This window comes from Bacillus sp. RC252, assembly GCF_044909215.1.
GTDB classification, from domain to species: domain Bacteria; phylum Bacillota; class Bacilli; order Bacillales; family Bacillaceae_G; genus Bacillus_A; species Bacillus_A mycoides.
In genome coordinates this window covers 203,743-229,650 of the sequence record NZ_JBIYDV010000008.1, presented here as the reverse complement: position 1 = coordinate 229,650, position 25,908 = coordinate 203,743, and the positions used below count along the sequence as shown (strand labels likewise).

Annotated in this window: 27 protein-coding genes and 2 pseudogenes; 19 read left to right on the top strand and 10 right to left on the bottom strand. The window is 35.6% G+C overall.

What is annotated here, in order from left to right; all coding sequences use genetic code 11:
- Positions 1-179 precede the first annotated feature (179 nt).
- The 8 genes from ABH960_RS14245 (at position 180) to ABH960_RS14210 (ending at position 8,811) form a co-directional block, all read left to right on the top strand.
- Entirely contained in the window at positions 180-485 is a 306-nt protein-coding gene (locus ABH960_RS14245; protein ID WP_404445942.1) for a hypothetical protein, read from the top strand.
- 809 nt (positions 486-1,294) lie between these two features.
- Positions 1,295-1,645 carry a YtxH domain-containing protein gene (locus ABH960_RS14240; protein ID WP_002087015.1) on the top strand — a complete coding sequence of 117 codons (351 nt, stop codon included), beginning with the start codon at positions 1,295-1,297 and terminating at the stop codon, positions 1,643-1,645.
- 56 nt (positions 1,646-1,701) lie between these two features.
- Positions 1,702-6,291, top strand: coding sequence for a cation-translocating P-type ATPase (locus ABH960_RS14235; protein WP_404445939.1), 4,590 nt, complete (start codon positions 1,702-1,704; stop codon positions 6,289-6,291).
- A gap of 13 nt (positions 6,292-6,304) precedes the next feature.
- Positions 6,305-6,607: a hypothetical protein gene (locus ABH960_RS14230; protein WP_002087012.1), complete on the top strand. Its 303-nt coding sequence runs from the start codon at positions 6,305-6,307 to the stop codon at positions 6,605-6,607.
- Positions 6,597-6,830, top strand: a complete 234-nt coding sequence (locus tag ABH960_RS14225; RefSeq protein ID WP_002087011.1) for a hypothetical protein — start codon at positions 6,597-6,599, stop codon at positions 6,828-6,830. The genes ABH960_RS14230 and ABH960_RS14225 overlap by 11 nt, the downstream gene beginning before the upstream one ends.
- A gap of 133 nt (positions 6,831-6,963) precedes the next feature.
- Complete coding sequence (gene ytaF, locus ABH960_RS14220; protein ID WP_002087010.1) at positions 6,964-7,581, top strand: sporulation membrane protein YtaF; 618 nt, start codon at positions 6,964-6,966, stop codon at positions 7,579-7,581.
- Positions 7,582-7,708: 127 nt separating this feature from the next.
- On the top strand, positions 7,709-7,945 hold the full coding sequence (locus ABH960_RS14215) for a hypothetical protein (protein WP_002087009.1): 237 nt from the start codon (positions 7,709-7,711) through the stop codon (positions 7,943-7,945).
- A gap of 224 nt (positions 7,946-8,169) precedes the next feature.
- Positions 8,170-8,811, top strand: a complete 642-nt coding sequence (locus ABH960_RS14210; protein WP_002087007.1) for a helix-turn-helix domain-containing protein — start codon at positions 8,170-8,172, stop codon at positions 8,809-8,811.
- Between the two features lie 132 nt (positions 8,812-8,943).
- Here the strand turns inward: ABH960_RS14210 and ABH960_RS14205 are convergent, their stop codons facing one another.
- A complete protein-coding gene (locus ABH960_RS14205) occupies positions 8,944-10,179 on the bottom strand; it encodes an ammonium transporter (RefSeq protein ID WP_002087005.1) in 1,236 nt (411 codons plus the stop codon).
- A gap of 309 nt (positions 10,180-10,488) precedes the next feature.
- Here ABH960_RS14205 and ABH960_RS14200 point away from each other — a divergent pair, with 309 nt between their 5' ends.
- Positions 10,489-11,850, top strand: a complete 1,362-nt coding sequence (locus ABH960_RS14200) for an alpha-amylase family glycosyl hydrolase (protein WP_404445933.1) — start codon at positions 10,489-10,491, stop codon at positions 11,848-11,850.
- Positions 11,851-11,868: 18 nt separating this feature from the next.
- On the opposite strand, the gene ABH960_RS14195 is transcribed toward ABH960_RS14200, so the two are convergent.
- On the bottom strand, positions 11,869-12,360 hold the full coding sequence (locus ABH960_RS14195; RefSeq protein WP_002030284.1) for a YajQ family cyclic di-GMP-binding protein: 492 nt from the start codon (positions 12,358-12,360) through the stop codon (positions 11,869-11,871).
- Positions 12,361-12,644: 284 nt separating this feature from the next.
- Between ABH960_RS14195 and ABH960_RS14190 the strand changes: the two genes are divergently transcribed.
- Complete coding sequence (locus ABH960_RS14190) at positions 12,645-13,499, top strand: CvfB family protein (RefSeq protein WP_002011240.1); 855 nt, start codon at positions 12,645-12,647, stop codon at positions 13,497-13,499.
- 266 nt (positions 13,500-13,765) lie between these two features.
- Here ABH960_RS14190 and ABH960_RS14185 read toward each other — a convergent pair whose 3' ends face one another.
- A complete protein-coding gene (locus ABH960_RS14185; RefSeq protein WP_404445929.1) occupies positions 13,766-14,065 on the bottom strand; it encodes a hypothetical protein in 300 nt (99 codons plus the stop codon).
- A gap of 631 nt (positions 14,066-14,696) precedes the next feature.
- On the opposite strand from ABH960_RS14185, the gene ABH960_RS14180 reads away from it, so the two are divergent.
- The 5 genes and pseudogenes from ABH960_RS14180 to ABH960_RS14160 all read left to right on the top strand — a co-directional run bounded on the left by ABH960_RS14180 (position 14,697) and on the right by ABH960_RS14160 (position 17,946).
- Positions 14,697-15,605, top strand: a complete 909-nt coding sequence (locus ABH960_RS14180; protein WP_002030281.1) for an acyl-ACP desaturase — start codon at positions 14,697-14,699, stop codon at positions 15,603-15,605.
- 195 nt (positions 15,606-15,800) lie between these two features.
- Complete coding sequence (locus ABH960_RS14175) at positions 15,801-16,262, top strand: CarD family transcriptional regulator (RefSeq protein ID WP_002166152.1); 462 nt, start codon at positions 15,801-15,803, stop codon at positions 16,260-16,262.
- Between the two features lie 545 nt (positions 16,263-16,807).
- Entirely contained in the window at positions 16,808-16,954 is a 147-nt protein-coding gene (locus ABH960_RS14170) for a BC1881 family protein (protein WP_404445987.1), read from the top strand.
- Positions 16,955-17,236: 282 nt separating this feature from the next.
- A pseudogene (locus tag ABH960_RS14165) lies at positions 17,237-17,475 on the top strand (hypothetical protein).
- 239 nt (positions 17,476-17,714) lie between these two features.
- Positions 17,715-17,946, top strand: a pseudogene (locus tag ABH960_RS14160) (DUF2642 domain-containing protein).
- Between the two features lie 67 nt (positions 17,947-18,013).
- On the opposite strand, the gene ABH960_RS14155 reads toward ABH960_RS14160, so the two are convergent.
- The gene (locus tag ABH960_RS14155; RefSeq protein WP_002166150.1) at positions 18,014-18,289 is read right to left on the bottom strand and encodes a hypothetical protein; all 276 of its coding nucleotides are present in this window, start codon (positions 18,287-18,289) and stop codon (positions 18,014-18,016) included.
- A gap of 304 nt (positions 18,290-18,593) precedes the next feature.
- On the opposite strand from ABH960_RS14155, the gene ABH960_RS14150 reads away from it, so the two are divergent.
- Positions 18,594-18,830, top strand: a complete 237-nt coding sequence (locus ABH960_RS14150; RefSeq protein ID WP_131246108.1) for a hypothetical protein — start codon at positions 18,594-18,596, stop codon at positions 18,828-18,830.
- Positions 18,831-18,871: 41 nt separating this feature from the next.
- Here ABH960_RS14150 and prsA read toward each other — a convergent pair whose 3' ends face one another.
- Together prsA and ABH960_RS14140 are read right to left on the bottom strand one after the other, a co-directional pair.
- A complete protein-coding gene (gene prsA / locus ABH960_RS14145; protein ID WP_201066397.1) occupies positions 18,872-19,729 on the bottom strand; it encodes a peptidylprolyl isomerase PrsA in 858 nt (285 codons plus the stop codon).
- Between the two features lie 130 nt (positions 19,730-19,859).
- Positions 19,860-19,991 carry a DUF3941 domain-containing protein gene (locus ABH960_RS14140; protein WP_001120851.1) on the bottom strand — a complete coding sequence of 44 codons (132 nt, stop codon included), beginning with the start codon at positions 19,989-19,991 and terminating at the stop codon, positions 19,860-19,862.
- Positions 19,992-20,091: 100 nt separating this feature from the next.
- Here ABH960_RS14140 and ABH960_RS14135 point away from each other — a divergent pair, with 100 nt between their 5' ends.
- Positions 20,092-20,949 carry a YitT family protein gene (locus ABH960_RS14135; RefSeq protein ID WP_002134951.1) on the top strand — a complete coding sequence of 286 codons (858 nt, stop codon included), beginning with the start codon at positions 20,092-20,094 and terminating at the stop codon, positions 20,947-20,949.
- A 26-nt stretch (positions 20,950-20,975) separates the two neighbouring features.
- Here ABH960_RS14135 and ABH960_RS14130 read toward each other — a convergent pair whose 3' ends face one another.
- The 3 genes from ABH960_RS14130 to ABH960_RS14120 all read right to left on the bottom strand — a co-directional run bounded on the left by ABH960_RS14130 (position 20,976) and on the right by ABH960_RS14120 (position 22,229).
- Positions 20,976-21,173: a DUF3813 domain-containing protein gene (locus ABH960_RS14130; protein WP_002011309.1), complete on the bottom strand. Its 198-nt coding sequence runs from the start codon at positions 21,171-21,173 to the stop codon at positions 20,976-20,978.
- Positions 21,174-21,314 carry a hypothetical protein gene (locus ABH960_RS14125; RefSeq protein ID WP_000516816.1) on the bottom strand — a complete coding sequence of 47 codons (141 nt, stop codon included), beginning with the start codon at positions 21,312-21,314 and terminating at the stop codon, positions 21,174-21,176.
- Between the two features lie 105 nt (positions 21,315-21,419).
- A complete protein-coding gene (locus ABH960_RS14120) occupies positions 21,420-22,229 on the bottom strand; it encodes a Cof-type HAD-IIB family hydrolase (protein WP_404445919.1) in 810 nt (269 codons plus the stop codon).
- Positions 22,230-22,719: 490 nt separating this feature from the next.
- Here ABH960_RS14120 and ABH960_RS14115 point away from each other — a divergent pair, with 490 nt between their 5' ends.
- Complete coding sequence (locus ABH960_RS14115; protein ID WP_404445916.1) at positions 22,720-22,899, top strand: YjzC family protein; 180 nt, start codon at positions 22,720-22,722, stop codon at positions 22,897-22,899.
- 172 nt (positions 22,900-23,071) lie between these two features.
- Positions 23,072-25,672 carry an ATP-dependent chaperone ClpB gene (gene clpB, locus ABH960_RS14110; protein WP_404445913.1) on the top strand — a complete coding sequence of 867 codons (2,601 nt, stop codon included), beginning with the start codon at positions 23,072-23,074 and terminating at the stop codon, positions 25,670-25,672.
- 31 nt (positions 25,673-25,703) lie between these two features.
- On the opposite strand, the gene ABH960_RS14105 is transcribed toward clpB, so the two are convergent.
- Positions 25,704-25,886: a YjzD family protein gene (locus ABH960_RS14105; protein WP_001211111.1), complete on the bottom strand. Its 183-nt coding sequence runs from the start codon at positions 25,884-25,886 to the stop codon at positions 25,704-25,706.
- Positions 25,887-25,908: the final 22 nt, after the last annotated feature.

Below are 25,908 nucleotides of genomic sequence, written 5' to 3'. Positions count from 1 at the left end.
TTCTTCGCTTTCGCTGAATTTTGAGGTGGGGGATCTTACTGCCCGCAAATAGCGGGATAAATAGGAAAAGACGACTGGAAGAATTTTCGGTCGTCTTTTTATGTAAAAGTTTTTTTGCATTATATGTAAAAGATGTTATACTTTTGTCAAATGAATTTTACATATAAGAGGTGTATTTTATGAATGTTGCTATTTTTATTATTGCTGCATGTGTATTTTTATTCGTAGTATTTGCTATTGTAAAAATGTTTATAACAATCGGGAAACAGGGTGATGAGCGCGCCGCGTTTATAAAAAATAAAGCGATGGCTGAGACGTTTCAAATTGCGATGGGGTTAATGGTACTTGAGATGATACCTTTTATTTATCATCGGTTTAATGAAACGGTAGGGACACCGTTTAATCCAGTTCGCTTTTTAGCTGTAATAGCGATTGCGTTTCTTATTATATTAAGCTTGAACAAAAGTAAGTACGGTGATTCATAAGTTGTGCAGAGGTATTTCTCGTTTGAGTTACGTAGAATTTTGCAGATAAATCGATATGTTGTGTCGAAAAGTCGATATACATAGAAGGAAACGATCGGTATATTTAAAAAATCGTTGATATATTTTCTATAATACTAGATGGGGTATACATGAGCGCAAATGCGAATAAATTATATGTATAAATTTCGCTATATAGCAAAAACGATAAGTGTAATAATTTCCTTTTACTTAATAAAACTAAGTGGCCTGAGTTCTACATCAATAGGAACTCAGGCTTTTTTATGCGAAAAATTTATGAAGTCTTTTTGGAATAAAACTTAGGACAAGAAAGAGTGCGATTTCACCTAAAATAGCGACAGTAATATTGAATAAGAAGGTGCGGAAATTTACAGTGATGTGATTGAGGATAGCGTATTTCCAGTAGGATAAGCTCATGAAAATCACTCCTTATAGTGTTTTTTATAGTATATAAAAGTTGTTTCGTAAAAGTGCATGTCCTTGTTTATAATTTGTAAAAATACAAAATGAATTCTCAACAAAATCTCAACAATTGAGTAAGAAAAGTTTATGGAATATATTACTTATCCCATTACGTAGAAATAGAAGTATTTACAAAAAAAATCTTCAGAATTAACATAAGATTTACAAAAAACTAATAAATCGTTGAAATAACACAAACAAAAATATATACTCTTTATATACTTTTTACAAAATAAGGGATGTGATGAAATGGTTTACAAGGTTACTTAATTGTATATGAATTGTTCGTTTTAAAGATTCGAAATAACTTTAAGTGAGGAGAAATGAATATGTTTCGATTTATGAAATCTCCAATTGGTATAGCGATTGGGGTAGCAGCGGTTATATTGGCATCGCCAAAAGCAAGGAAAGGATTACGAAAACTAGCAGTAAAAACAGTATCAGCTTTTCTTGGTGCGAAAGAACAAATTCAAAGTGCTGGTTCAGAAATGGAAGAAGCTTTACCAAAAGTGAAAGAAGCGGCACGTAAAGTGGCTGTGAGAACAGTATCACCAATTTTAGGAGCGGTAGAAGCTGTTCCAAATACAATTTCTAAATTCCAGGAAAAATGGGTTTCTCGTGTAAATGCGTATCATTCGGAGCAAAATATAGATTATGAAAATTTGCCTGTCAGTCCTTAAGTACCACATGAGCAATAAACCTTTTTACTTCCTTCAAGACGATAAGGAGGATGATGATGCAAAGTAAATCATTAAAAACGAGATTTATACGATCGTTACCTGGAAGAATTCGAATTGAAATTTACAAGCTAAAATACAACAAGAACATGGCGAACTTGATATTAGACCGATTTAGTCAAGCGGAAGGTATTTATCAAGTAAGTCCCTCAATTTCTACAGGAAGAGCCCTTATTACTTACGATATCAACAAGACCTCTCTACATAACATTTGCAAAATAATTCAACTTATAGAAGAACAAGTGACCAAGCGAAAGAAAACTAGTACAAATAGCAGTAAAGAAAAGAAGGAATTAATAGATTATTCATCTAGTGTAGTTTCTCGTAATAATGACACGGTTCATAGCAAAAAGGATGAAGGTGTGCCGTTACCGTTAGCACTTTCGATTGTTGGGTTAGGTGCTTTCGGCATAAAACAATTATTTATGGGTAGATCTGCCTTAGCTAGAAGTCCTGGTCTTTTTTATGTATCTGGAGCTTTATCTGTTGTGACGGGTTATCCGTTCTTGAAGCGAGGATTCAAAAAAATGGTTGCTAGCAAAAAGATGAATTCTGATCTTGTGCTTGGTGTAGGAACACTTGCACTTGCGCTCGCACGGGAGAATATTGTCGTGCTTGCCGGTCTTAGTCTATTAAACTACTTAAACTGGAAGCGTAGTCAAGCAAACATAAACGAAGAAAATGAAGTGTATAAAGAAAATCTCCTTTCTCCGGAGATTAAAGCCTATAGTGAAAAACAATCAAAATGGGGAATGATTTTTGGTGGAGCAACTTGGGCTTTCACTAGAAATCCTTTGCGCGGAATGGCAGTTTTATTAGCTGCTAATCCCAAACCAGCTGTCTCATCGGCAGAATATGCGTGGCGACAAGGTGATCTTGTTGCAAGAGAAAGAGGATATGTCATTCCGAGTGGTGGGTCGTTATCGCAATTGTCTCGGACAAAAACGATAGTATTGGATGATACATCTCGTATATTCCAGGTCTCAGCAGAGGGAATGAGTTGTATTTCACAAGATGAAAATGACGGGCAAGTTTGGTGCACAGCCGCTTCTCTTATTGAAAAAAGTGAGCATGTTTGGAAAGAAGAAGTCGTGCAACAGGCGGCGAAAACTGGAAGAACGTTAAGAAAGGCGTTTGAAGTTCAAGTAGAGAATGAAGGGATAAAAGGTGAAATTCAAGGGATAACTTCCTTTTTCGGAAGTAAAGATTTTGCCGAGCGAAATGGTGTAGATATAAGTGCGTATGAGCTGGAAGCGAAGAGACTTGAAAAAGAAGGTTTTCAAGTTCAGTTCGTCGCTAAAAATAAAAAATGCTGCGGTCTATTAGTTGGATCGAAGGTTACCATTATTCCTGAACTCAAAGAAGTAGTCAATGGGTTACGTAAAAATAAGTGGAGTATAGGCGTTTTGCAAAATAGTTTACATGTAAATCGTAACATTCTTTCTCAATATGGTGTGGATGATAGCTGGCAGCAGGGTGATGCTACCAAACGGGTGGAATTGCTTCGTTCAAATGGAGAAGAGGTATTATTTGCAACTGATCAAAATACCGATTTTTCGTCTATATCATTTGAAGAAATAAAAAATATCTCTCAATCTACAGCGTATGCAAACCGAATCAATATGTTGGTGAATGAGCATTTCCGCGCAGCGAAAGTGTGGAATGTGGTGGGAGAGATGTTAGCAGTTTGGTCTATATTCACAGCACCTGTAATCGCCTTATTTGCAAATGCTTTATCGTTAACGTTCTTATCTAGGGCGAAAAGAATGAGCGAGAAGATATTTTCTTATGGAGAACTGTCGAAAATGGTTTCTTCTCAGCAAAAAGTGATTCCTGCTAAACAAGATCAAATTCCGTGGTATACATTTAATCAAGAAAAAGTGATGAATAGATTACAAGTTGAGAAACAATATGGATTAAGTGATGCACAAGTGAATACGCGAAAAGAAGAATACGGAATGAATCAAATTGAACCGAAACCGTCAGTTCCTTGGATTGCATCATTTATGGGCCAATTTAAAGAATTTACATCGCTTATTTTACTTGGAGCAGCCGGATTATCTGTTATATCTGGTGGGTGGTTTGATGGATTAGCAATGGGGACAATTCTCGTTGTAAATGCAATAATTGGGACGCTTCAAGAACGGAAGGCGGAAAAGGTAGTTGAGGCTTTAAATCAATTCCGCGCTCCTATTTGTAAAGTAATAAGGGAAGAAGCGGAAATAGAAATATCAAGTAGTGAACTCGTTCCTGGGGATATCGTCTGCCTTAAAGCGGGAGACCGTGTACCTGCTGATCTTCGCGTTGTTAACTCTTGGAACTTAGAAATTAATGAAGCGATGTTAACGGGAGAATCACTTCCAGTTGAAAAGAAAGCTGACGCTATGCTAGAAGAATGTTCGTTAGCAGAGAGAAACAATATGCTCTTTATGGGGACGTCCGTAACACGCGGTAAAGTGGTGGCAATCGTAGTGGAAACAGGTATGCGTACAGAGATGGGCTATATGATCTCCTTAATGAAAGGGGAGGAAACAGAGCCTACGCCATTACAGCAAAAGGTGACATCTATTAGTAAAACATTTATTAAAGGGGCATTTGTAGCTGGTGGTCTTGTGCTTGTAGCGGGTCTAATTAGGGGACTGCCAATTACGCAAATGATTACAACGTCAGTTGCTCTTACTGCTTCTGCTGTTCCAGAAGGCTTGCCAATTATGATTACGATTGCTTTAAGTGCGGGTATATTCCGTATGCAAAAGCAAAATGCGCTCGTTCGGAAGCTTTCAAGTTTAGAAACGCTTGGTAGAACAACGGTTATTTGTTCTGATAAAACGGGAACTCTTACGAAAAATGAAATGACTGTTAAAGTAATTGCTACGCCAAATCGTTTATGGAGTGTAACGGGTAATGGGTATGAACCAGTAGGGACGATTGCGGATGTAACTTCATCTAAAGTTGCTGCTTCTGTAGATATGGATGTAGAAGATGCTATTTATCATGAAACGGGAAATATGCCGCTAGAAAATCCTGATTTAGCTCGCATTCTTCAAATTGGTGTCCTTTGTAACAATAGTAAATTAGAGCAGGAAGATGACCTATGGGTTGTGAAAGGTGACCCGACTGAAGGAGCTTTATTAAGTTTAGCTTCTAAAGCGGGTGTGCTGCATGAAGATATGGCGTCATTTGAACGCCATCATGAAGAACCGTTTGATTCTGAGACGAAAATTATGAGTGTTGTTTGTAAAGAGAGTAACGACGAAGAGTTGTATAAGTTCTCGAAAGGTTCTGTAGAGGCAATTCTTCCTCGTTGTAAATGGTATCAAGATAACGGTCAAATATATCCGTTATGTGATAAGGAAAAAGAAGTCGTTTTACAACAAAATGAAAAATTTGCGGAACAGGCATTACGAGTATTAGGTTTTGCGTACAGTGCTAACGAAAATGATGATCTTATTTTTGTTGGGTTAGTCGGTATGGTTGATCCGCCGAAACCTGAAGTGGAAGAGAGTATTCATGAAGCGATTGAGTTAGGTGTCAAGCCAGTAATGATTACGGGAGATCATCCGACTACAGCGATTTCTATTGCGAAACAAACTGGAATTTGGAATCGTGAAGATCGTGTTTTAACGGGATTAGAAATTGATAACATGACAGATGAGGAATTAAAAGAAGTTGTAAAAAGTACATCTGTTTTTGCTCGTGTGACCCCGGCTCACAAATTACGAATTGTAACTGCATTCCAAGCTGACGGTCAAATCGTGGCTATGACTGGAGATGGTGTAAATGATACACCGGCTATAAAAAAGGCGAATGTTGGTATTGCGATGGGGCAAACCGGAACAGAAGTAACGAAAGAAGTTGCTGATTTAATTTTGAAAAAGGATCATTTTGGTTCAATCGTTGAAGGGGTAAAAGAAGGTAGAACGATCATCGGAAACATTCGCAAAGCAGTTGGTTGTTTATTAACGGGGAATTTAGCGGAAGTATTAGTGACGAGTGCGGCTGTTATTGCAGGAATGCCGATTCCGTTAGTGCCAATTCAAATTTTATTAATGAATCTTATTACCGATGCTTTACCAGCGATGATTTTAGCTGTAAACCCTGGAAACAAAACGAAGCAAACGAAACGCCAAGATATTGTTGATAAAGAATTGTATAAAAAAGTTGTGACAAGAGGAGTATTGCTTGGGGTAGGTTCGCTCGCTGTATTTGGTATTAGTTTAGCGGCTGGAGTACCTCTTCCAGTAGCGCAAACATCAGCGTTTGCGGCTTTAGTTGCCGGACAGCTCATTCAAACTTTCTCCTGGAGACAAGAGGGATCAGAAGAAACAATTCGCGATTGGTCAAAAGACCGTTTCTTTATTGCAGCGTTAGGAACGTCTTGGCTCGTATTGTTATCAGCTATATATGTACCGCCGTTAGCTCGTATATTCCATACCGTTCCGTTAACACTGACGCAATGGATACCTGTTCTTCTCGTAGCGGGTACAGTATCTAAAATTTCGAAGCCTATTATTAATTTAGTTTCATATAAGAATAATAATCTAGTAAAGCCGATAGTTTCTGAATCTGCATTATTAAAAACAGTGTAAAGGAGCAATGAAAATGATACGAAAAGTTGTTATTGGATCTACTTTAGCGTTAGCGAGTGCGGCTTTATTACCTGTCGTAAGAAATACACTTCGTCCGCTTGTTGAATCAGGAGCAAGAGGTGTGAAGTCTACTTTTGAAACAATTAAAGAAGAAGTAGAAGATATTATTGTGGAAGCGAAAATGGATAGGATGCAAAAGCAATTTGAAAAAGAACTTTCTTATGTGGAAGATGACACAACTGATGAACAAGAAATTATAGAAGCGGCAGCTGAACAAGCGCAAGATGAAGAGGAGGAGATTAAGCATGATGCATAAAGCTGTAGAAAAAGATGTAGATTATCATTTGGAAAAAGCGTTAGAGCATTTTGAGCAGGCGTTAGATTTAAGTGTAAAAGCGGCATCAGAAAATAAAGCGATGCAAAAAGAGGTTGCTACGAAAATGGGATCTTTCACTGGTGAAATTTTTCACTCTGTTCGTGAAAAAGGAAAAGCAAATCGTATGAATGTAATGAAATGGTTCACTCTTCCTCGCTTTTAAGGGAGGAGGGGGATTAAGTGGAAGGAATATAGGGAGTTTGTATCTCCCTTATTCACATTCCATACTATGCATGTCGCATTAATTATCTTAATATTCAGAAAATATATTTCGCGCGGAGGAGTGAATGAATTAAATGACAGCATGGATGATGGTATTAGCACTGACATTTTCATCAAGCATTGATAACTTGGGAGTGGGAATTTCTTACGGCATTCGCAACATACGAATTAGTCATTTTTCCAATCTTATCATTTCGGTTATTTGCTTTTTGTTTAGTGTGGCCGGGATTTATTTTGGGTTATGGCTTTCGAAAATTTTGCCTGGGATTATGCCAGTAGTCATTGGTTCTTTCTTATTAGTTGTCATTGGTCTTCGAATTGTATTATTAGCAATTCCTCGTAAGGTGGTAGCTGAAGGTGCGGAAGGTGAAGTAGCATCTACAGAAATAAATGGTTTAACGAAAAATATAGGTGAATCTGGAGGAATCGGATTTGTAGAATCCATCTTTCTTGGCATTGGTCTGTCTGCTAATGCATTAACGAACGGATTAGGTGCTGGTTTATTCGGTTTGAATCCGATAGCGATATGTGTTGCTGCGGCAATTGGTAGTTTCATAACAGTTTGGGGCGGAGTTGCATTAGGGAGAAAGATAGCTCACGTTCGTATTGGGAAATTTACTTTAGGACAATTTGGAACATTGATTAGCGGAACGTTACTATTAATTATTGCGTTTGCTGCGTTTTTTGATTGATTTATTCCGCTATTTGCGGGCTTATAATCAGCAGGGATGATCATAACCTCCACTGATTAAAGTTTCACTTTATAGAAAGAGAAAGGAATGATATTTTTAACATCAGATGAATAGAAGGTGAGCGAAAGTGAGATTACTTTATAAAAGGTTGAAGTACTCTGAACTTGAGGCTGAATTACAATTAGTAGAAAGTGTTTTAAGTTCAGGATATTTTATTTTATTAGATTTATTCTTTTTGTCTTCGTTATTAACAGTGCTAACTTTTTCCTTGCACCATTCATTTCTAGTTGCATTTTTCACTTTTATTAGTTCTTATATTGTTTGTAGTAGCATATTTTTTTTATTGAGAAAGTGGTTGCAATAAGTTGCTCTATTAAACTACGCAGAAAAAGCCGTCTTAAAAAATTTCGATTTTTTGAGATGGCTTTATTTTATGATTCGTAATATATGTTTACATTTTGTAAACATATATTACGAATCCCCATCTTGTAACTTGGCAAAAAAATTTGTTAATATAATTGTATAGAAGTTGTAGTTATTTTGCATGTGACAACTATGATTATTCTCATGAATAGAGGGGAATGGAATATGTCTGAAGGAACTGAAAGAAGTAATCTTGGGTTGTTATTAAAAGAATTACTGAAGGAAAAATCTTTATCGATGCGAAAACTGAGCGCGCTTACTGGAATTGATACTGCTACTATTTCAATGATTATAAATGGTAAGCGAAAAGCAAATCCAAAGCATTTGCAAAAGTTTGCAGATTGCCTCGGTATTCCGATCGCAGATTTGTTTGTGGCGGCAGGTTATTCTATTGGAACAAAGCAGGAAGAACAATCTGATATTCATGTATCTATTAATAACATTGAGCATTTACTTGAATCTTCACAGTTATATGATCAAAAGTTTAGTATCGCGAATGTAGAGCAACAATTGGCTAATTACGAACAATATTCGCAAACAGAAGAAGGACAAGAAACGATTGAAAAGGGGTTTACCGAGAAGATTCAGAAGGTAAGCAGTATTGGACCATTCATTAATGATCTGAAAGAATTGTATGAGAGATTTACGAAAAAGAAGGGGACACCTGTAGAACTAGCTTTAATGGGAAGTGCTCTCATCTATTTTATTCTATCAGTCGATGTGATTCCAGATTACATTTTTCCTATCGGTTATTTAGATGACGCTGTTGCTGTGCAACTTGTTTTAAATTCGCTATTGAAAAGATAAGATACTTATATGAATAGATAGATAAAGATATTTGCATACCAATAGTTTGGAATATTTGTGTTGTTATGAATATACGAAAAAGGTGTACCCCGTGTTAGAACGGAGTACACCTTTTTCGTATATTTGTAAGTTTTAGTTCACAGATCTCTCTGTATACTCATAAGCTTTCTCCCCGTGCATCGAAATATCAAGCCCCATTTGTTCTTCGTGCTCATCGACGCGAACAGGGAGGAAGAAGTTAATCGCTTTAATGATGGCGTACGTCATTATGATTGTGAATGCATATGTTGCGCCGATTGCTACAAGTTGTTTGAAAAGGAGAGATGCGTTTCCGTAAAATAATCCGTTAGCGCCATCACCGTTTACAGTAGTAGTTGCAAATAGTCCAGTTGCAATACCGCCCCAAGTTCCTCCGATGCCGTGGCATCCAAATGCATCAAGTGTATCGTCGTACCCGAATTTGTTTTTTAAGAAGAAGACAGCACCAAAACATAATATACCGCCAATTGCTCCGATAAGAAGAGCGGAGAAAGGTGTAACGAATCCGCAAGCTGGCGTAATTGCGACTAAACCAGAAACAACCCCGCAAGCAGCTCCCATCGCAGTCGGCTTCGATTGGAAGAACCATTCAGAAAGCATCCAAGTTAAAGCGGCGGCAGCGGCGGCTATATTTGTATTAATAAATGCAGTTAAAGCTACGTCATTTAAAGATAATGCACTACCGACGTTAAAACCGAACCAGCCGAACCAGAGTAAGCCTGCGCCTAACATTGTAAATGGTAAATGATGAGGAGAGGTACCGCTTATGTTTTTTCGTTTTCCTAGGAAAATAGCTAATACGAGACCAGCAACTCCAGATGTGATGTGAACGACGTTACCGCCAGCAAAGTCTAGCGCACCAAGTTCTCTCAGCCATCCGCCAACGCCCCACACCCAATGAGCGACAGGATTGTAAACGATTGTTGTCCAAAGCAGGATAAAAATAAGAAAGGCAGAAAATCGCATTCTTTCGGCGAATGCACCTGAAATTAAAGCGGGAGTTAAAATAGCGAACATGAGTTGGAACATCATAAATAAATTGTGAGGAATAGTAGATGAGTAGTCTGGGTTTGGTGCGTAGGTAACTCCGTTTAGACCGAACCAATCGAGATTGCCGATAAGTCCGTGCCAATCTGGTCCGAATGATAAAGAATAACCGATAACAATCCATTGAATCGAAACGATAGCCATTGCGCTATAACTGTGCATTGTCGTGCTGAGTACGTTTTTACTGCGAACCATACCCCCATAAAAAAGTGCCAATCCTGGTGTCATCAACATGACCATTACTGTCGTTACAAAAATAAAAACTGTATCCCCCGTATTCATTCTCTCTCCTCCTATGATGTTAGAAAAAATAACATCTATATGTTATGTTTCATATCATATTCGAAATAAAAAGAAAAATCAACTAAAAATTCAGAAAACTTTCTAGGTAATGTTAGAAAATCTAACATAATGTATTTGGGGGGAATAAAATGAAACTTTAATCAGTGGGGGTTTTGTCCATCCTCCACTGATTATTAGCCTTCACCAATTGGGCTTTTACGGGCAGTTATCTCCCACCTAACTTCCTCGCACTCGCCGAATTTCGAGGTGGGAGTCTTACTGCCTGTTAATAAGGAATAAAATCAACGTATGCGATTTGCTCTAAAAATTGGTATAATATTCTTACAATTGGAAGTTTGGGGGATGCGTGTGAAAAAAATATGGACTAAGGAACTATTCATTTGTTTTTGTTTAGCTGTTATTTTGTTTGTACCAGTACATACTTTTGCGGAAGAAAAAAGGGAATGGCGAGATGAAGTTATATATTCCATTATGATTGATCGCTTTAATAACGGAGAATCGAAAAATGACAAACAGTTAGACGTTGGTAATTTAGAAGGGTATCAGGGCGGAGATATACGTGGGATTATAAAAAGATTGGACTACATAAAAGAAATGGGATTTACTACTATTATGCTTTCGCCGCTTTTTGAAAGTGAAAAGTATGATGGATTAAGCGTTCGAAACTTTCAAAAAGTAAATGAACATTTCGGAACAGAAAATGATGTGAAAGAACTTGTAAATGAGGCTCACAAAAAAGGAATGAAAGTTGTCTTTCAATTTCCGTATGAAGAAAATGAACAACAATTAATTGACTCGATGAAATGGTGGATAAAAGAAGTCGATTTAGACGGAAGTTATGTGATACATAGTGAAAAAAAGCCGCGTGCTTTTTGGGATGAAGTACAAAAGGATTTGCAGAAGGTAAAGAAAGATTTTCACATTATGACAAAGGAAGATAATGAGTACTATAAAAAAATAGTAGAGTCATTTTCAAAAGCAGATATGTCTGTGAAACCTTTATATGATGTGAGTGGAAAAAAAGAGGAATTCGCTACGTTTTTAGATAATCAAGAAACAAAGCGATTTGCACGTATTGTAAAAGAAAATATGTATTACCCGCCGTCTCGTTTAAAACTAGCGATCACTTACTTATTAACATCCCCGGGGATACCGAATTTTTATTACGGAACTGAAATCGCTTTAGATGGGGGAGATGCTCCAGATAATAGACGATTAATGGATTTCAAATCTGATGAAAAGTTTATGCAGCACATAACGAAGCTAGGTGAACTTAGACAAACGAGACCATCTTTACGACGTGGTACGTTTGAACTTCTATATGATAAAGATGGAATGAGTATACTAAAAAGAAAGTATAAAGATGAAGTAACACTAATAGCGATTAATAACACGAAAAAAACGCAAAAGGTTTCCTTACCTGTAAGTGCAATTGGTGAAAAACAAGAGTTAAGAGGATTGTTAGAAGACGAAATTATAAGAGAAGAAAACGGAAAGTTTTATCTTGTTTTAAAGCGGGAAGAGTCGAATGTGTATAAAGTTAGCGAAGAAACAGGTGTGAATTGGTTGTTTATCTCCTTAATAGTCGGTGTGAACGTATTATTTATTGCTTTTTTAATTGCGGTTAAAAAGAAAAGATCCTCTGTATAGATAGAGGATCTTTTTTTCTTAGCGATAGTTAATGAATTGTACGTCGATTGGTAAGTCAACGCTGCGAACGGCTGCAATTACTGCTTGTAAGTCATCACGGCTTTTCGCTGTTACACGTACTTGGTCATCTTGTACTTGTGTTTTCACTTTTAATTTCATTTCTTTAATGATGTTGTTGATTTTTTTCGCGTTATCTTTATCGATACCTTGTTGCAGAGTTGCACGTTGGCGAACAGTATTACCAGATGCAGTTTCAACTTTTCCATAGTCCAAGTTTTTAATTGGAACGTTACGTTTTACAAGTTTAGAAATTAGAACGTCTTTTACTTGGTCTAATTTGAACTCGTCATCAGAAGTTAAAACAAGTACTTCTTTTTCTAATTTAATATCACTTTTACTACCCTTAAAGTCATATCGGTTTTGGATTTCCTTTAATGCGATGTTAATTGCGTTTGTTACTTCAGGTAATTCTACTTTCGAAACGATGTCAAAAGAACTCTCTTTTGCCATAGTTAGCACCTCCAAATAAATTTCTATCTTTTCATGCACCTAAATAGGCTATGTAATATACATATTAAAGTATAGCGGAAAATACATCGATTAGATAGAGTGTTGCAACTTAAGTGTTTTGACGGATCATCCGTAGGGGAATATAGTCCTATAGATACAGTCTTTATTTAATTATAGTGAATTTTGGGCAGTTGGACAAATAAAGGAAAAATCGTGTTATAATTAACTTTTGTTTGGAATGATAAAAAAGATAATTTTATATATATAGAAGGGAATTAAAAAATATGTATTTGCAATTAGGATCGATTGAACAGGTAACTGTTTTACGCGAAACGGAAATCGGATATATGGTTGGAAACGAAGAGGAAGAAATCTTCCTACATAAAAACGAATTAGCTGGAGAAATTGCAGAAGGCGATACGATTGATGTATTCTTATACCTTGATCACCAAAATCGTATTTCAGCAACAATGAAGGAACCAATTATTACAACGCATGATTGGAATTGGGTAAAGGTTGTAGAAGTTATTCCTAGTTTAGGTGTGTTTGTTGATATTGGTGTATCGAAAGATATACTAATTCCACTTGATGAGTTTCCAATTTATATGCCAGTATGGCCTCAGGAAGGCGACGAATTATATTGTACGTTAAAATTAACGAATCGTGATCGTTTAATTGCTCTTCCGGCAAGAGACAGTGATATGCAAGAAATTATCGTAGATGCAACGCCATCTATGCGCAATAAAAACGTAAATGGACGTGTGTATCGCTCACTTCAAGTTGGTTCATTCATACTAACTGACGAGCATTTCCGTGCTTTCTTACACCATACAGAAAGAAAAGAACAAGTCCGCATCGGTGAGCGCGTAACAGGCCGTATCATTGACGTGAAAGATGACGGCACAATCAACATTTCACTTCTTCCTCGTAAAGAAGAAGGAATGGAAGATGATGCAGCAGTACTTTATGCATATATGGAAGAACGAGGCGGAGCAATGCCATTTTGGGATAAGAGCAACCCAGAAGACATTAAAGAACGTTTCAATATGAGTAAGGCTGCATTTAAGCGTGCACTTGGTAAACTGATGAAAGAAGAAAAGATTTACCAAGAAGAAGGTTGGACTTACTTTAAGAAATAAGATAAATGAAAAAGAACTATTTTTTCTCTTAATTTTTAAGAGAAGAGATAATTCTTTTTTTTATTATAAAGTACATAAAAAGTAAATAAGGTGTAATAAAATTCGCAAAATCTGAAGATATACAAACGACTAGAATACGTTATGGTTTATATTATAACAAGAAATAAGAGTATTTCGAATAAAAAGAATATTAAAAAGAGTTTTTGGGCTTTTAGTTAACAAAGTTTCGAAAATAAACACTTTATAAAGGTTTCCTTTAAATATGATTATTGTGTTTCGAGGGTTTCCTTATAAATCTTAGCTATATATTTTACAAAATCAATGATGGGATAGTGTATGAGCGAGCGGTGCTGCGTAAAATGAACTCCTGATTTTTCCATTTTCGAAATGATTTGTTCAATTTCCAACTCTTTTTGTTGTATCTTATTATAATTTTGATATACAATGTTTTTCCATTGATAGGAAGAACCATGAAAATAACTCTCTCCTTTTACCCTGTGATTAAATATTATTTCTATTTTTTCTCTACGTTGTCTTTCCTTCATATACGATTCCGTTGACTGCATGGTTATCGCCTCTTTCCTTTGTATTGTATACTGTTTCCGAAAATTCGGTCTAACTCATCATAGCCAATGTACAGTGATTTTGTTGGGGATTGTCGTTTAAGGCTATCTTATCAACTGTATATATTTTGCAATTTCTTAATCTAATATCTTATATCTAAATAAATTGTTAGTGTGTATAAAACGCCATTAATCTTTTAAGTTTTTGCTACCAATAACAAAATTAGAAAGTAACGAAAACGGATGAAAGATAAATTGTTTATCAATCTTTATTATAAAACGATTCTTTATGGATATGCACCTTTTTATACTCACCAAGATTTACAATATGACGAGTATCTTCATCCATGAATGTTATCCTCTATTTGCTGAGGATAGTTTTTTTATTTAGGCTAAGCAACATATCGTATGCCTCAGAACCCTTTTTATAAAAAATGACAATATATGTAACGGTTTCCCTTTTGATATGAAAAAAATCATATAGAAATAAAGCGTTCTTAAAGTGGTTTGTTAAAAATTTGTTGTATTTGACTTAAAAAAAGGAAAGTAATATTTATTTGTAGAAAATTTTTAAGGATACAAATGAATGTAAAAATAGAATGACTATCTACGATAAAAAAGGGGGCACTTATATATGCTAACAAATGATTTAGATTTCCGATTAGAACCACGTTTAAAAGAACTGTATGAACAACATAAAATAAGAGCGCAGAAGATAGACTGGGGTTATCATGAGTTTTTACCATGGGATAAGGGAATGGACTTTAAAAGAGTTCCTTGGGATGAAAGTCAAGTTACTCTTCCTTCTGGTGTAATTACGGCTATTGAGACAGCTTTATTAACAGAAGTGAATTTACCATGGTTTACAACGTATTTATCGGCGACCTTTAAAGGATCCCTTTCTGTTATTACAGACTTTATTCATACTTGGACCTCAGAAGAGGATCAACATTCGAATTTATTGGAGACATATTTACTACTCACTCGAAGTGTGAACCCTAAACGAATACATGATTTAAGAAAGTCAGTCGTTGAGGGTGGATTTGAGCCTGATTTTCATACACCAATCGAAGCAATGACGTATACGACGCTACAAGAACTTGCAACGCTGGTGTTTTATAATAACGTAGCTAAGGTTTCAAGTAAGCATGATCCAGATCTTGCTACATTATTACGTCGTCTCGCCAAAGATGAGACTCTTCATTATGCGTTTTATCGAGACGTCATTCGAACACATTTGGAATTAGAACCTAATTATTGCTATCATATTGCCAATGTGATTAAGAATTTTAAAATGCCAGGTGCCGTCATGCCTGATTTTGAAAATAGAATGGCTGTGATTGCAAAAGAAGCGAATTATGGACCACTACAATATTTTGATCAAGTACTTGATGTAGTGGTTGATTATTGGGGGTTAAAAGACTTACGACCAATTGCACCTTTAGCTGAAAAAGCAAGAATTGAGATTTTGGAATACCACACAAGATTGAAAAAAATACGGGATCGATTTGGTCGTTTTCAAGGGAAAACTGATCTACGTTAATGAGTAGAGATTTCTGAATATAAGCGGGGGAATCTGACACACTCCCTATTGTTTTTGGGGTGTTTTTTACTTAATTTAATTTTTGTCAAAAAAGTAGTTGACGATAAAAACGATTTTATGATATTATAAAATATTTGATAAAAAATCACATATATGTTAAGGTTGAGAAGGTTACCATATATGGAGGTGGATTATATGTTTCAAATTGGCGATAACATTGTTTATCCAATGCACGGAGCAGGTATAATTGAAGCCATAGAAGAAAAAGAATTCTCAGGAAAAAAACAACAGTATTATGTTATAAAAATGTCGATCAGTAATATGCAAGTCATGATTCCTATGGGGAAAATATTAAGTTCGAGTATACGCCCAGTTACTGATATACTTGCATTAAAACACATTATACAAATTTTTCAGCATGGAGAATCAGATAAATTATTGCCGTGGAAACAAAGGTATAAAGTGAACACGGACAAAATAAAAACGGGTGAAATACAAGAAGGTGCTGAAGTTGTACGTGATTTAATGCGTATGAAGAAAGAAAAGGCACTTAATACAAGCGAAAAAAAAATGTTGGATAACGCACATGAATTTTTGATTAGTGAACTAGGATTAATTAAAGGAATCACTGAAAATCAAATAAAAAGTTTCTGTTAAGATTCATTATAGATAATGTATTACATCCCCCGAAAATATCCTGAATTTTTCGGGAATATGATGATTATTAAAAGTAAATCATTTCAAAGACATTCAACTTCTTTAACTCACTTTTAGAGTAGGAACCTCTTTTGTTATTACTTCAATCTAATTCATTTTTATTTTTAAATTTCTTTTACGAACGTTCGAAGTTTCATCAAATAACTCGATTAAATAGTCACTTGATTTTGCAATCCTGATTCACACTGGCACGGACAAGGAGCCGTAAGGATGAAAGAGAGGTAGGGCTTTCATTGTTTTAGGTAATATACTATCTAAGTCATTATTTCTAGAAGAAAAAACAATCAATCTCACCGCTATCTTTAAGAATTTCTTACATCTACTGAGACAGTGAATAGTAATTGTTTATCTTCTTTACGTAAAATTGATAAGCGAACTGGTAACACCATATGGTTAACTACAAAAAATGGTTTCCAGACCAGGAAACCCCTTTTAATTTTATTTACATAACAATAGTAAATTAAGCAGTAAGAAGGAGTGCACACATAAAAAAAATGTTAACCAAAGAATTAAGTAAAGAATTAAAGAAGCGGAAAGGGGTCATTTCTATTACAGTTGAGCCTTATGAAAAAATCGAAGTTGGTGGAATTCGTGTAGATGGACCAGCTGTTATTCTAATTAATCAAGAATAGCTAAAAATAGTTGAATGCACGAAGAAAAGGATCAGCCTTTAAGAGAAGGGAGGATCCTTTTTGTTTGCTGCAGCTAATATGGGGTACACATAATTTTCATCTGATGTGTTGGGGTTAATAGGAAGGAGAGGGTCGGGATTATCATAGTGGAAAGCTTAACATTGGTAGGATTTCTTTTCATGTTATATACATTAGTTGCTAAAAAAACAAACTAATTATTTAAATGGACAGATTTTTCTTTTTAAGGTCGGAATTTATTTTATAGTGAAATGGATAATTTAGATGGATGCAAGGAAAGAACGCATAAAATATGAGGAAATGTCAAAGAATTATGACTGTATTTATTTAGTTTCGTTTCGTTTATCTTATTAATTGTGCTTGTTTGTAGTAGTGTGATTATCATAGGAGCTACAGGGGGGAAATATGGAGTGTTTTTATTGTTAACAATTTTACTTAACGCACGTATTACTAAAGAATCTCAAAAAATGTATGAGCACTATTCTAATAAAGGGCGTATTTAAAATGATACATATCTTGAAAGGAACAGCCTGGATGTACATTCAAAATATCCCTATATCATCACCTATTAACTAGTAAAAGTAACCTTATATAAATAATTTTTTAGCAATTTAGGAATAGAAAACGCACCTTATTAAAATGTTAGTTTTGTTTTTTATAATTAATTATCCTTCTAGTATAGTTATAAGATTTATATCATATATTAAGAGAAAAAATGTAAGTTAGAAAGGAGTCCTATAGAATGAGCTTTTTAGAGGCAAATGACTTTAGTGAACAAAATATGGTAAGTGTACCTAATCCCTACGTATATTAGACATTACAATCGGTAATTGGTAAACATGTGGTTATTGAAGCTGTAAGAGGTAATGTAAGAGGAAAGTTAAAGAATGTGAACCGGATCATTTGCTCATTGAAGATAAGGTCCGCATATTGTACGTATTCAACAAATTGTATGGATTATGCCAAAACAATGATCAAATTACATCTAGTTTGATTTATAACCGATTGGCGTCATAGACGCCCAAATAAAAATACAGGATTTTATCTCTGTGTTTCTTCAAATTTTCGTTTTTGAATATATGCTTGAGCATGAATGATTTCTTCCTGAAGTGCTTCTAATTCTTCCGTAGATCCTGATTCAATCCTCATATAAGTAGTAACTAAACTAATCATCATATCCATCTTCTCTACTATATTTTGAATGACCTGTTCAGATTGCTCTTTTTTAGGGTGTTGTATTGCTATTAATACATTTTCCATATAATTGTTCTTTCTTTGCTGGATATCATAAATAAACTGTTTTGTGTTTGAGTTCATTTGTTGTTCCTCCTTTTGGATATATTTTCATTCTATCATATTTGAATAGAAAATATTGGATTCCCCTAAATTCACACCTGTCTCGTATATCTCCACAAATATACAAACTAATTCCTTAACGTACAGGGAATAAATTGAAATACGTCAATTTAATGTCTAAATGTACAGTTTTCTTTTTTGGGTATGGTGCCCCCTAATAGCTTCAGTTGAATTTTGTATGCTTTTGTTACAAGAGATTAAGAAAGAATAGATGAGATATTGAAACGGAGGTACGGAAGGGCAAGATAATGTACTAGAACAATTAATAAACCGTCTTTCCGTAGTATGCCCTGAAAAAGAACGTGAAATATTAGCGGTGGATTTAAATGATATATATGAGAGTAGTGAAAGATTCGAAAAATTGCTTGAAAATATTATGAAATCTCAGCAAAATAAAGACGACTTAATAGATATATTAATTGAAGTAGAGATCGAACTAGATCACATCAATTGGCATTATAAAAGTCTGAAGAAAAAGCTGAAAGTATTAATGAAAGAATAAAAAGCACGACCTTATTTGAAAAAATAAAATCGTGCTTTATTTTAGTTCTCTTTCCCAAAAAGATGAGAAAATGTATCTTTTAAGTCACTATCATTTATTTTAATATCCGCCTTTTTTAATTCATCTTGTAATAATTTTTGACCGAAGGAAGGGTCGGCAAGACGTTCTTCTTCTAAGTCTTTACGTATAGAGTCTTTCACTTTATCGTAAGGTTGTAAATCTTTTTTATCAGTTAGTTTAATAATGTGATAGCCGTTTGGTGATTTTACGGGATTGCTAATTTGGCCGGGCTTTAATTTGTAGGCAGCTTTTTCAAATTCAGGTGTCATTTTTCCTGCCCCGAAGTATCCGAGGTCTCCGCCATTATCTTTTGATGCTAAATCTTGAGATTCTTGTTTTGCTAATTCTTCAAATGAAGTGCCGGTATCTAATTTCTTCTTTATCTCTTTCGCTTCATTTTCGTTACTTACTAAAATGTGACTAGCTTTAATTTCTGGTTTATAGTGGTCTTTCACATCTTTTTCTGTAACGCTTTGTTTAATCGCTTCATTCAATGCAAGTTTGAATTTAATTTGATTTTTGAAATCTTCTTCATCTTTTAAACGATTATTTTCTAGTGTTGCTTTGAATTGTTCTCCGTATTGATCTTTTGCTTTTTCTACTTCTTTATCTACTGCATCATCAGATACTTTATATTTTTTAGTAATAACATCTTGTGCTACCATTTCGTATAGCGTGTCTTTTCCGTATCGATCTTTCAATTGTTTTTCGAAATCGCTCTTCGTAATGGTTGAGTTTGTTGTTGTAGCGATTGTGGCCGAGTCATTTTTTTGTCCGCAAGCAGATAGTATTAATATACTTATTAGTGCAGTGATAATGAATGTACTTTTTCCTTTCATGCTAACACCTCATCCGAATATGTTATCGCTATTGTAGAATATAGAAGTGAACATGAAGTGAATTTTTAATGTTTTTTCCCTGTAAAATGTAAAAAAAGTACATCAACATTAAAGTTGATGTACGATGTAATCAAAGGTGATCGGTTTTCTTAGAATATGCACGTTTTCCTTGCTGAATATTTTTTTGCTCTTGTTCATTTTTTTGAGTGCGCTTTGCATTATTGTCGCGTGCTTTTTTGTCGTTATCGCTAGTATGTGGCATATGTATCAACTCCATTTCTAAACGTTGTATGTTTATCATTTCCTTTTTCGTAAAGACTATGTATAGCGGTGCATTCATGAATACTAAAGGTGGATTAGAAATGGATTTGAAGCTGAATTATACTGAACTTATTAAGAAGTTAGTCGTTGTAATTATTGCGGGTTTATTAAATGCGATTGGGATGAATTTATTTTTAACACCAGCGAAAGTGTATGCGAGTGGTTTTGCTGGATTGTCTCAATTATTGTCACAAATATTAGGTGACTTTTTATCTATTCATATATCTACGGGGGTATTGTTTAGTTTGTTTAATATTCCTGTCGTTATTTTAGCGTGGAAAAAGGTTGGGAAGGCCTTTACATTTTTTAGTTTTCTTTGTGTTGTATTTATGACTTTGTTTTTAGAAATTATCCCAGTTAGAGCGGTTTCGAACGATATTATATTGAATGCGATTTTTGGTGGTATTATTTCAGCGATTGGGGTAGGGGTTGCTTTAAAGTGGGGGGCTTCTACAGGTGGCCTAGATATTATTGCCATGATTTTATCAAAAATAAAAGATAAGCCTGTCGGTACGTATTTTTTCTTCTTTAATGCACTTATCATTATCGCCGCTGGCTATGTGTATGGATGGGAAAAGGCATTATATACTTTAGTCACTTTGTATGTATCAACGAGAATTATTGATGCGATTCATACCCGTCATGTGAAAATTACGGCATTAATTGTTACAAAGAACGGGGCAGATGTGCGAAAAGCGATTCACTCTCGCTTAGTGAGAGGGATTACAACTATACCAGCAACAGGTGCTTATACAAATGAAAATAAAGAAATGTTAATGATTGTTATTACTCGTTACGAGTTGTACGAATTAGAGAGGGTTATTAAACAAGTGGACCCAGGTGCATTTACAAATATACTGCAAACGGTCGGTGTGTTTGGATTGTTTAGAAAAGATTAAAGAGGACCAAAGCTGGTCCTCCTTTTTTAATGCGAATTCGTAATGTTTTGCAATTGCTCCTGCATTTCACGTAGCTGAACTTTTTCAGCAGTTGAAGAGTTTGCATAAGCAGAGTGCAAAGAGTTTTTTGCTCTATAAACGAGTTCCTGTTGTTCAGCACCACTTGAACAAGAAACGGCACTTGAAACAGCGTCTCTAGCTTGTTGGAATAGTAAGTTCCCCATTTAAACCCCTCCAAACGAAGAGTTACTTCTCGCTTTTTCTGCCTCAGCTAATGTACCTCTGTACGGGAATCTTGCATCATGCTTCATAACAGCATCGGCTCCTTGCTGGATAAAACGTTTTGATTTGTTCTTTTTACCCATTCGAAAAACCCCCTTTATTTAGCTGAAAACAATTGACGCGCTGACTTTTGCGTCTAATAATAGTATGAGCGTTTGGCGAGAAACTATAAGCAGGGAATTTTTAGATTACAATCCAAGAACCTCTTCTAAATATAGAGCGATACCATCTTCTTCATTCGTTAATGTCGTATGATTTGCAAGTGATTTTAATTCAGGAATCGCATTACCCATTGCGATTCCATGACCAGCAAATTCGATCATTTCAAAGTCGTTATCCTCATCACCAAAGGCGATAATTCGCTCTTTAGGAATGTTATAATGGCCTGAAATTTTTTGTAATCCGACAGCTTTATTTAATCCGCTTTTTACAATTTCAATAATTGGCCAAGGTGCACCCCATTTTCTATGGTTGATGACTTCAGCATGCATATCTGTTAAATGCTGGCGAATTGCAGCAGAATGCTCGTCATGTGCATCGATTAATAAGCAAGTTGGATGGTCGTTTAAAATATTTAATAAATCTCCTGTGAAAATCCTTGGAGAACCGAATTCAAAAATATGTTTTTTATCTTCATCAATTTCACGGACATACACATCATCGATGACTTCAGCGTAGACATTTTTCACGCCGAAATCAAAGCAAGCTCGGACGATTTCCTGCGCTGTTGAAAGTTCAAGAGGAGAGTGATGTGTTCCCCAACTTGAATCAAGAGGGTGATGCACGTAAGCTCCATTAAAGTTTACGATTGGTGTGTTAAGGCTAAGTTCTTTATAATAATCGTAACTAGCGCGGAATGGACGTCCTGTTGAAATAACGACAATATGTCCTTGTTCTTTTGCTTTTGCAATTGTGTTTTTCGTTCTTGGAGAAATTATTTTGTTGTCTGTTAATAAAGTTCCGTCTAAGTCTAATGCGATTAAATGTTGTTTGTTCATAATTTCACCTCTTATAATAAATTTTTTGATTCTATCTGTATTTCCGTTTTTAATATGCAGAAATAAGAGGTTAGACTGGGTGAAACTACTGTAGATGAAAGTTTCACTATATATCCATCTTACGTCGCGAAGCGCTGTGGTGTCTACTATTTCTCGTTGGAAATTAGGAAAAGTCAATGTCTTTTTAGAAAGTTCAAACAATGTTTCTTTCATTATGTACAATTTGTGAAAAGGGTTACATTGTTTGAATGATGCGACTTATAATGAACATGTAATCTTCTCGTATATGTTTGACTCTCCTTTGAAACTGGCCTAAAGTAGGTTGGTTTCTTTTTTTTCAACAAATATGCCAATAATTCCTGCTTAAGCTTGTGTAATTATATATATGTACATGGGTAAACGGTAGTACTTGTTTCCTAAACATGACAGAAAGGCTTTCTTTTAAAATGGATATACTAATGAGGCAAGACGTCATGGAAGGAGAATGAAAATGGGACAAAATCGCAGGTTTCGTTCAGGGCAAAAAGCGCCAAATGATGGCATTTACGTAGAAATTGGTGAAACGGGAAGTATGGTGAAAGATCCGCAAATGGTACAATTAACTGCCGGTGAAAAGTTTCCAGAGAACGCAAATCATAACCGTCAGTGGACATATAAAAGAAAACCGTAACAGAAGCCGCAATCGTTATTGCGGCTTTTTTGATTAGGAAAATGAATGTTACTTTTTTCTTTTTCCAATAATAAGTTTGAACTACATAAGCAAAATTATTGTATAAAAAAGTCAGTTGGCGTATAATCAAATCAAAGGTCAAAGAAAGTCAAACATTTGGAGGGCTGTAAAGATGGACTTAAATCAAATGACAACGAAAACACAGGAAGCGATTATGAGTGCTCAATCTTTAGCGGTATCTCATCATCATCAAGAAGTAGATACTGTTCATCTATTGCTTACGTTATTAGAGCAGCAAGACGGATTAACAGTACGTATTTTTCAAAAAATGAATGTCGATATAGAAGCGTTAAAGCAAGGCGCCGAAAGTTTAATTAAGAAAAAGCCTTCTGTAACTGGAAGCGGGGCAGAGGCAGGGAAATTATATGTAACAGGTGCTTTGCAACAACTGCTTGTAAAAGCGGGAAAAGAAGCGGAGAAATTGCAAGATGACTACATTTCAATCGAACATGTATTACTTGCTTTTTCTGAAGAGAAAGGCGATATAAATCAATTATTTGCAAAATTTTATATTACGAAAGATAACTTATTACAGTCTTTAATGACAGTTCGGGGGAATCAAAGAGTGACTAGTCAAAATCCAGAAGCAACTTATGAAGCGTTAGAAAAATATGGCCGTGATTTAGTGGCTGAAGTAAGAGCGGGGAAAATTGATCCTGTAATTGGCAGAGATAGTGAAATTCGCCGCGTAATCCGCATTCTTTCACGCAAAACGAAAAATAACCCCGTTTTAATCGGAGAGCCAGGTGTTGGTAAAACAGCAATCGTTGAAGGATTAGCGCAGCGTATTGTGAAAAAAGATGTTCCAGAAGGATTAAAAGATAGAACAATTTTCGCTTTAGATATGAGTGCACTTGTGGCCGGAGCAAAATTCCGCGGTGAGTTTGAAGAACGTCTGCAAGCTGTATTAAATGAAATTAAAAAGAGTGAAGGCCGTATTTTATTATTCATTGATGAACTTCATACAATCGTCGGCGCTGGTAAAACAGAAGGAGCGATGGATGCGGGAAATATGTTAAAACCAATGCTAGCGCGTGGTGAACTGCATTGTATCGGGGCAACGACATTAGATGAATACCGTAAATATATTGAGAAAGATCCAGCGTTAGAAAGACGTTTCCAACAAGTGTTAGCAGAAGAGCCAACTGTTGAGGATACAATTTCCATTTTACGTGGTTTAAAAGAGCGTTTTGAAATTTATCACGGTGTAAATATTCATGACCGCGCGATTGTAGCGGCATCTGTTTTATCAGATCGATATATTTCAGATCGTTTCTTGCCCGATAAAGCAATTGATCTTGTTGATGAAGCTTGTGCAACAATTCGAACAGAAATTGATTCTATGCCAACAGAATTAGATGAAGTAACGCGTCGCATTATGCAGCTGGAAATTGAAGAAGCTGCTCTTGGGAAAGAAAAAGATTTAGGTAGTCAAGAGCGCCTAAAAACATTGCAACGTGAATTATCGGATTTAAAAGAAGTTGCAAGTAGTATGAGAGCGAAATGGGAGAAAGAAAAAGAAGACATTCACAAAGTGCGTGACTTACGTGAGCATTTAGAGCGCTTACGCCGTGAGTTAGAAGAAGCAGAAGGAAATTACGATTTAAATAAAGCAGCTGAGCTTCGCCACGGGAAAATTCCAGCTATCGAAAAAGAGTTAAAAGAAGCGGAAGAGATGGGTGCACATAATAAACAAGAAAATCGTTTATTACGCGAGGAAGTAAGCGAAGAAGAAATTGCAGACATTGTTTCAAGATGGACTGGTATTCCTGTCGCAAAACTCGTTGAAGGTGAACGTGAGAAATTATTACGTCTTGAACAAATTTTATCAGAGCGTGTTATCGGTCAAGAGGAAGCGGTAAGCCTTGTATCAGACGCAGTTCTTCGTGCGCGCGCTGGCATTAAAGATCCGAATCGTCCAATTGGTTCATTTATTTTCTTAGGCCCTACAGGTGTTGGTAAAACTGAGCTTGCAAAAACGTTAGCGCAAACATTATTTGACAGTGAAGAGCAAATGATTCGTATCGATATGTCTGAGTATATGGAGAAACACGCAGTGTCACGCTTAATTGGTGCGCCTCCTGGATATGTTGGATATGAAGAAGGTGGACAATTAACAGAAGCAGTAAGACGTAAACCGTATTCTGTTATTTTGTTAGATGAAATCGAAAAAGCACATCCAGAAGTATTCAACATTTTATTACAAATGTTAGACGATGGCCGCATTACAGATTCACAAGGACGTACAGTAGACTTTAAAAATACGGTTATTATTATGACTTCAAATATTGGATCTGCTCATTTATTAGAAGGGCTAGAAGAAGATGGTTCTATTAAAGAAGAGTCAAGAGAACTTGTAATGGGACAATTAAGAGGACATTTCCGACCGGAATTCTTAAACCGTGTCGATGAAATTATTTTATTCAAACCTCTGACAAGGAATGAAATTAAAGGTATTGTTGATAAGATTGTACAAGAATTACAAGGGCGTTTAGCAGATCGCCACATATCATTAGAATTGACGGAATCTGCAAAAGAATTTGTTGTAGAAGCTGGATTCGATCCGATGTACGGAGCTCGTCCGTTAAAACGATACGTACAGCGTCAAGTTGAGACGAAATTAGCGAGAGAATTAATTGCAGGAACGATTACTGACAATAGTCACGTAGTGGTTGATGTAGAAAATAACGAATTAGTCGTTCATGTAAAGTAAAAAAAGAGTTCGGATAAAATCCGGACTCTTTTTAGTGTTGTTCTACTGGCTCGTTTGGAATCGCAGCTGCAATCGCTAATACTAATACCGCAAGAACAACTGAGAAAATAGACGCTTGGTTAAAATCGTATGTACCGCCAGTCATAGAGCCGATTACGTAGCTCATCATATGTACAAGCGCGAACGACCAAATTAATGCCCAAATGAAACGCATATTTTACACCTCTATTCGTTCA

What these genes read in the sequence shown, in the direction of transcription:
- ABH960_RS14200 (WP_404445933.1), top strand. Translation starts at nt 10,489, where the DNA reads ATGCGATTTGCTCTAAAAATTGGTATAATATTCTTACAATTGGAAGTT.
- ABH960_RS14135 (WP_002134951.1), top strand. Translation starts at nt 20,092, where the DNA reads ATGGATTTGAAGCTGAATTATACTGAACTTATTAAGAAGTTAGTCGTT.
- ABH960_RS14235 (WP_404445939.1), top strand. Translation starts at nt 1,702, where the DNA reads ATGCAAAGTAAATCATTAAAAACGAGATTTATACGATCGTTACCTGGA.
- ABH960_RS14130 (WP_002011309.1), bottom strand. Translation starts at nt 21,173, where the DNA reads ATGGGGAACTTACTATTCCAACAAGCTAGAGACGCTGTTTCAAGTGCC.
- ABH960_RS14210 (WP_002087007.1), top strand. Translation starts at nt 8,170, where the DNA reads ATGTCTGAAGGAACTGAAAGAAGTAATCTTGGGTTGTTATTAAAAGAA.
- ABH960_RS14115 (WP_404445916.1), top strand. Translation starts at nt 22,720, where the DNA reads ATGGGACAAAATCGCAGGTTTCGTTCAGGGCAAAAAGCGCCAAATGAT.
- ABH960_RS14195 (WP_002030284.1), bottom strand. Translation starts at nt 12,360, where the DNA reads ATGGCAAAAGAGAGTTCTTTTGACATCGTTTCGAAAGTAGAATTACCT.
- ABH960_RS14180 (WP_002030281.1), top strand. Translation starts at nt 14,697, where the DNA reads ATGCTAACAAATGATTTAGATTTCCGATTAGAACCACGTTTAAAAGAA.
- ABH960_RS14230 (WP_002087012.1), top strand. Translation starts at nt 6,305, where the DNA reads ATGATACGAAAAGTTGTTATTGGATCTACTTTAGCGTTAGCGAGTGCG.
- ABH960_RS14185 (WP_404445929.1), bottom strand. Translation starts at nt 14,065, where the DNA reads ATGCAGTCAACGGAATCGTATATGAAGGAAAGACAACGTAGAGAAAAA.
- ABH960_RS14240 (WP_002087015.1), top strand. Translation starts at nt 1,295, where the DNA reads ATGTTTCGATTTATGAAATCTCCAATTGGTATAGCGATTGGGGTAGCA.
- ABH960_RS14175 (WP_002166152.1), top strand. Translation starts at nt 15,801, where the DNA reads ATGTTTCAAATTGGCGATAACATTGTTTATCCAATGCACGGAGCAGGT.
- ABH960_RS14205 (WP_002087005.1), bottom strand. Translation starts at nt 10,179, where the DNA reads ATGAATACGGGGGATACAGTTTTTATTTTTGTAACGACAGTAATGGTC.
- clpB (WP_404445913.1), top strand. Translation starts at nt 23,072, where the DNA reads ATGGACTTAAATCAAATGACAACGAAAACACAGGAAGCGATTATGAGT.
- ABH960_RS14105 (WP_001211111.1), bottom strand. Translation starts at nt 25,886, where the DNA reads ATGCGTTTCATTTGGGCATTAATTTGGTCGTTCGCGCTTGTACATATG.
- ABH960_RS14190 (WP_002011240.1), top strand. Translation starts at nt 12,645, where the DNA reads ATGTATTTGCAATTAGGATCGATTGAACAGGTAACTGTTTTACGCGAA.
- prsA (WP_201066397.1), bottom strand. Translation starts at nt 19,729, where the DNA reads ATGAAAGGAAAAAGTACATTCATTATCACTGCACTAATAAGTATATTA.
- ABH960_RS14155 (WP_002166150.1), bottom strand. Translation starts at nt 18,289, where the DNA reads ATGAACTCAAACACAAAACAGTTTATTTATGATATCCAGCAAAGAAAG.
- ABH960_RS14120 (WP_404445919.1), bottom strand. Translation starts at nt 22,229, where the DNA reads ATGAACAAACAACATTTAATCGCATTAGACTTAGACGGAACTTTATTA.
- ABH960_RS14125 (WP_000516816.1), bottom strand. Translation starts at nt 21,314, where the DNA reads ATGGGTAAAAAGAACAAATCAAAACGTTTTATCCAGCAAGGAGCCGAT.
- ABH960_RS14245 (WP_404445942.1), top strand. Translation starts at nt 180, where the DNA reads ATGAATGTTGCTATTTTTATTATTGCTGCATGTGTATTTTTATTCGTA.
- ABH960_RS14225 (WP_002087011.1), top strand. Translation starts at nt 6,597, where the DNA reads ATGATGCATAAAGCTGTAGAAAAAGATGTAGATTATCATTTGGAAAAA.
- ABH960_RS14140 (WP_001120851.1), bottom strand. Translation starts at nt 19,991, where the DNA reads ATGCCACATACTAGCGATAACGACAAAAAAGCACGCGACAATAATGCA.
- ytaF (WP_002087010.1), top strand. Translation starts at nt 6,964, where the DNA reads ATGACAGCATGGATGATGGTATTAGCACTGACATTTTCATCAAGCATT.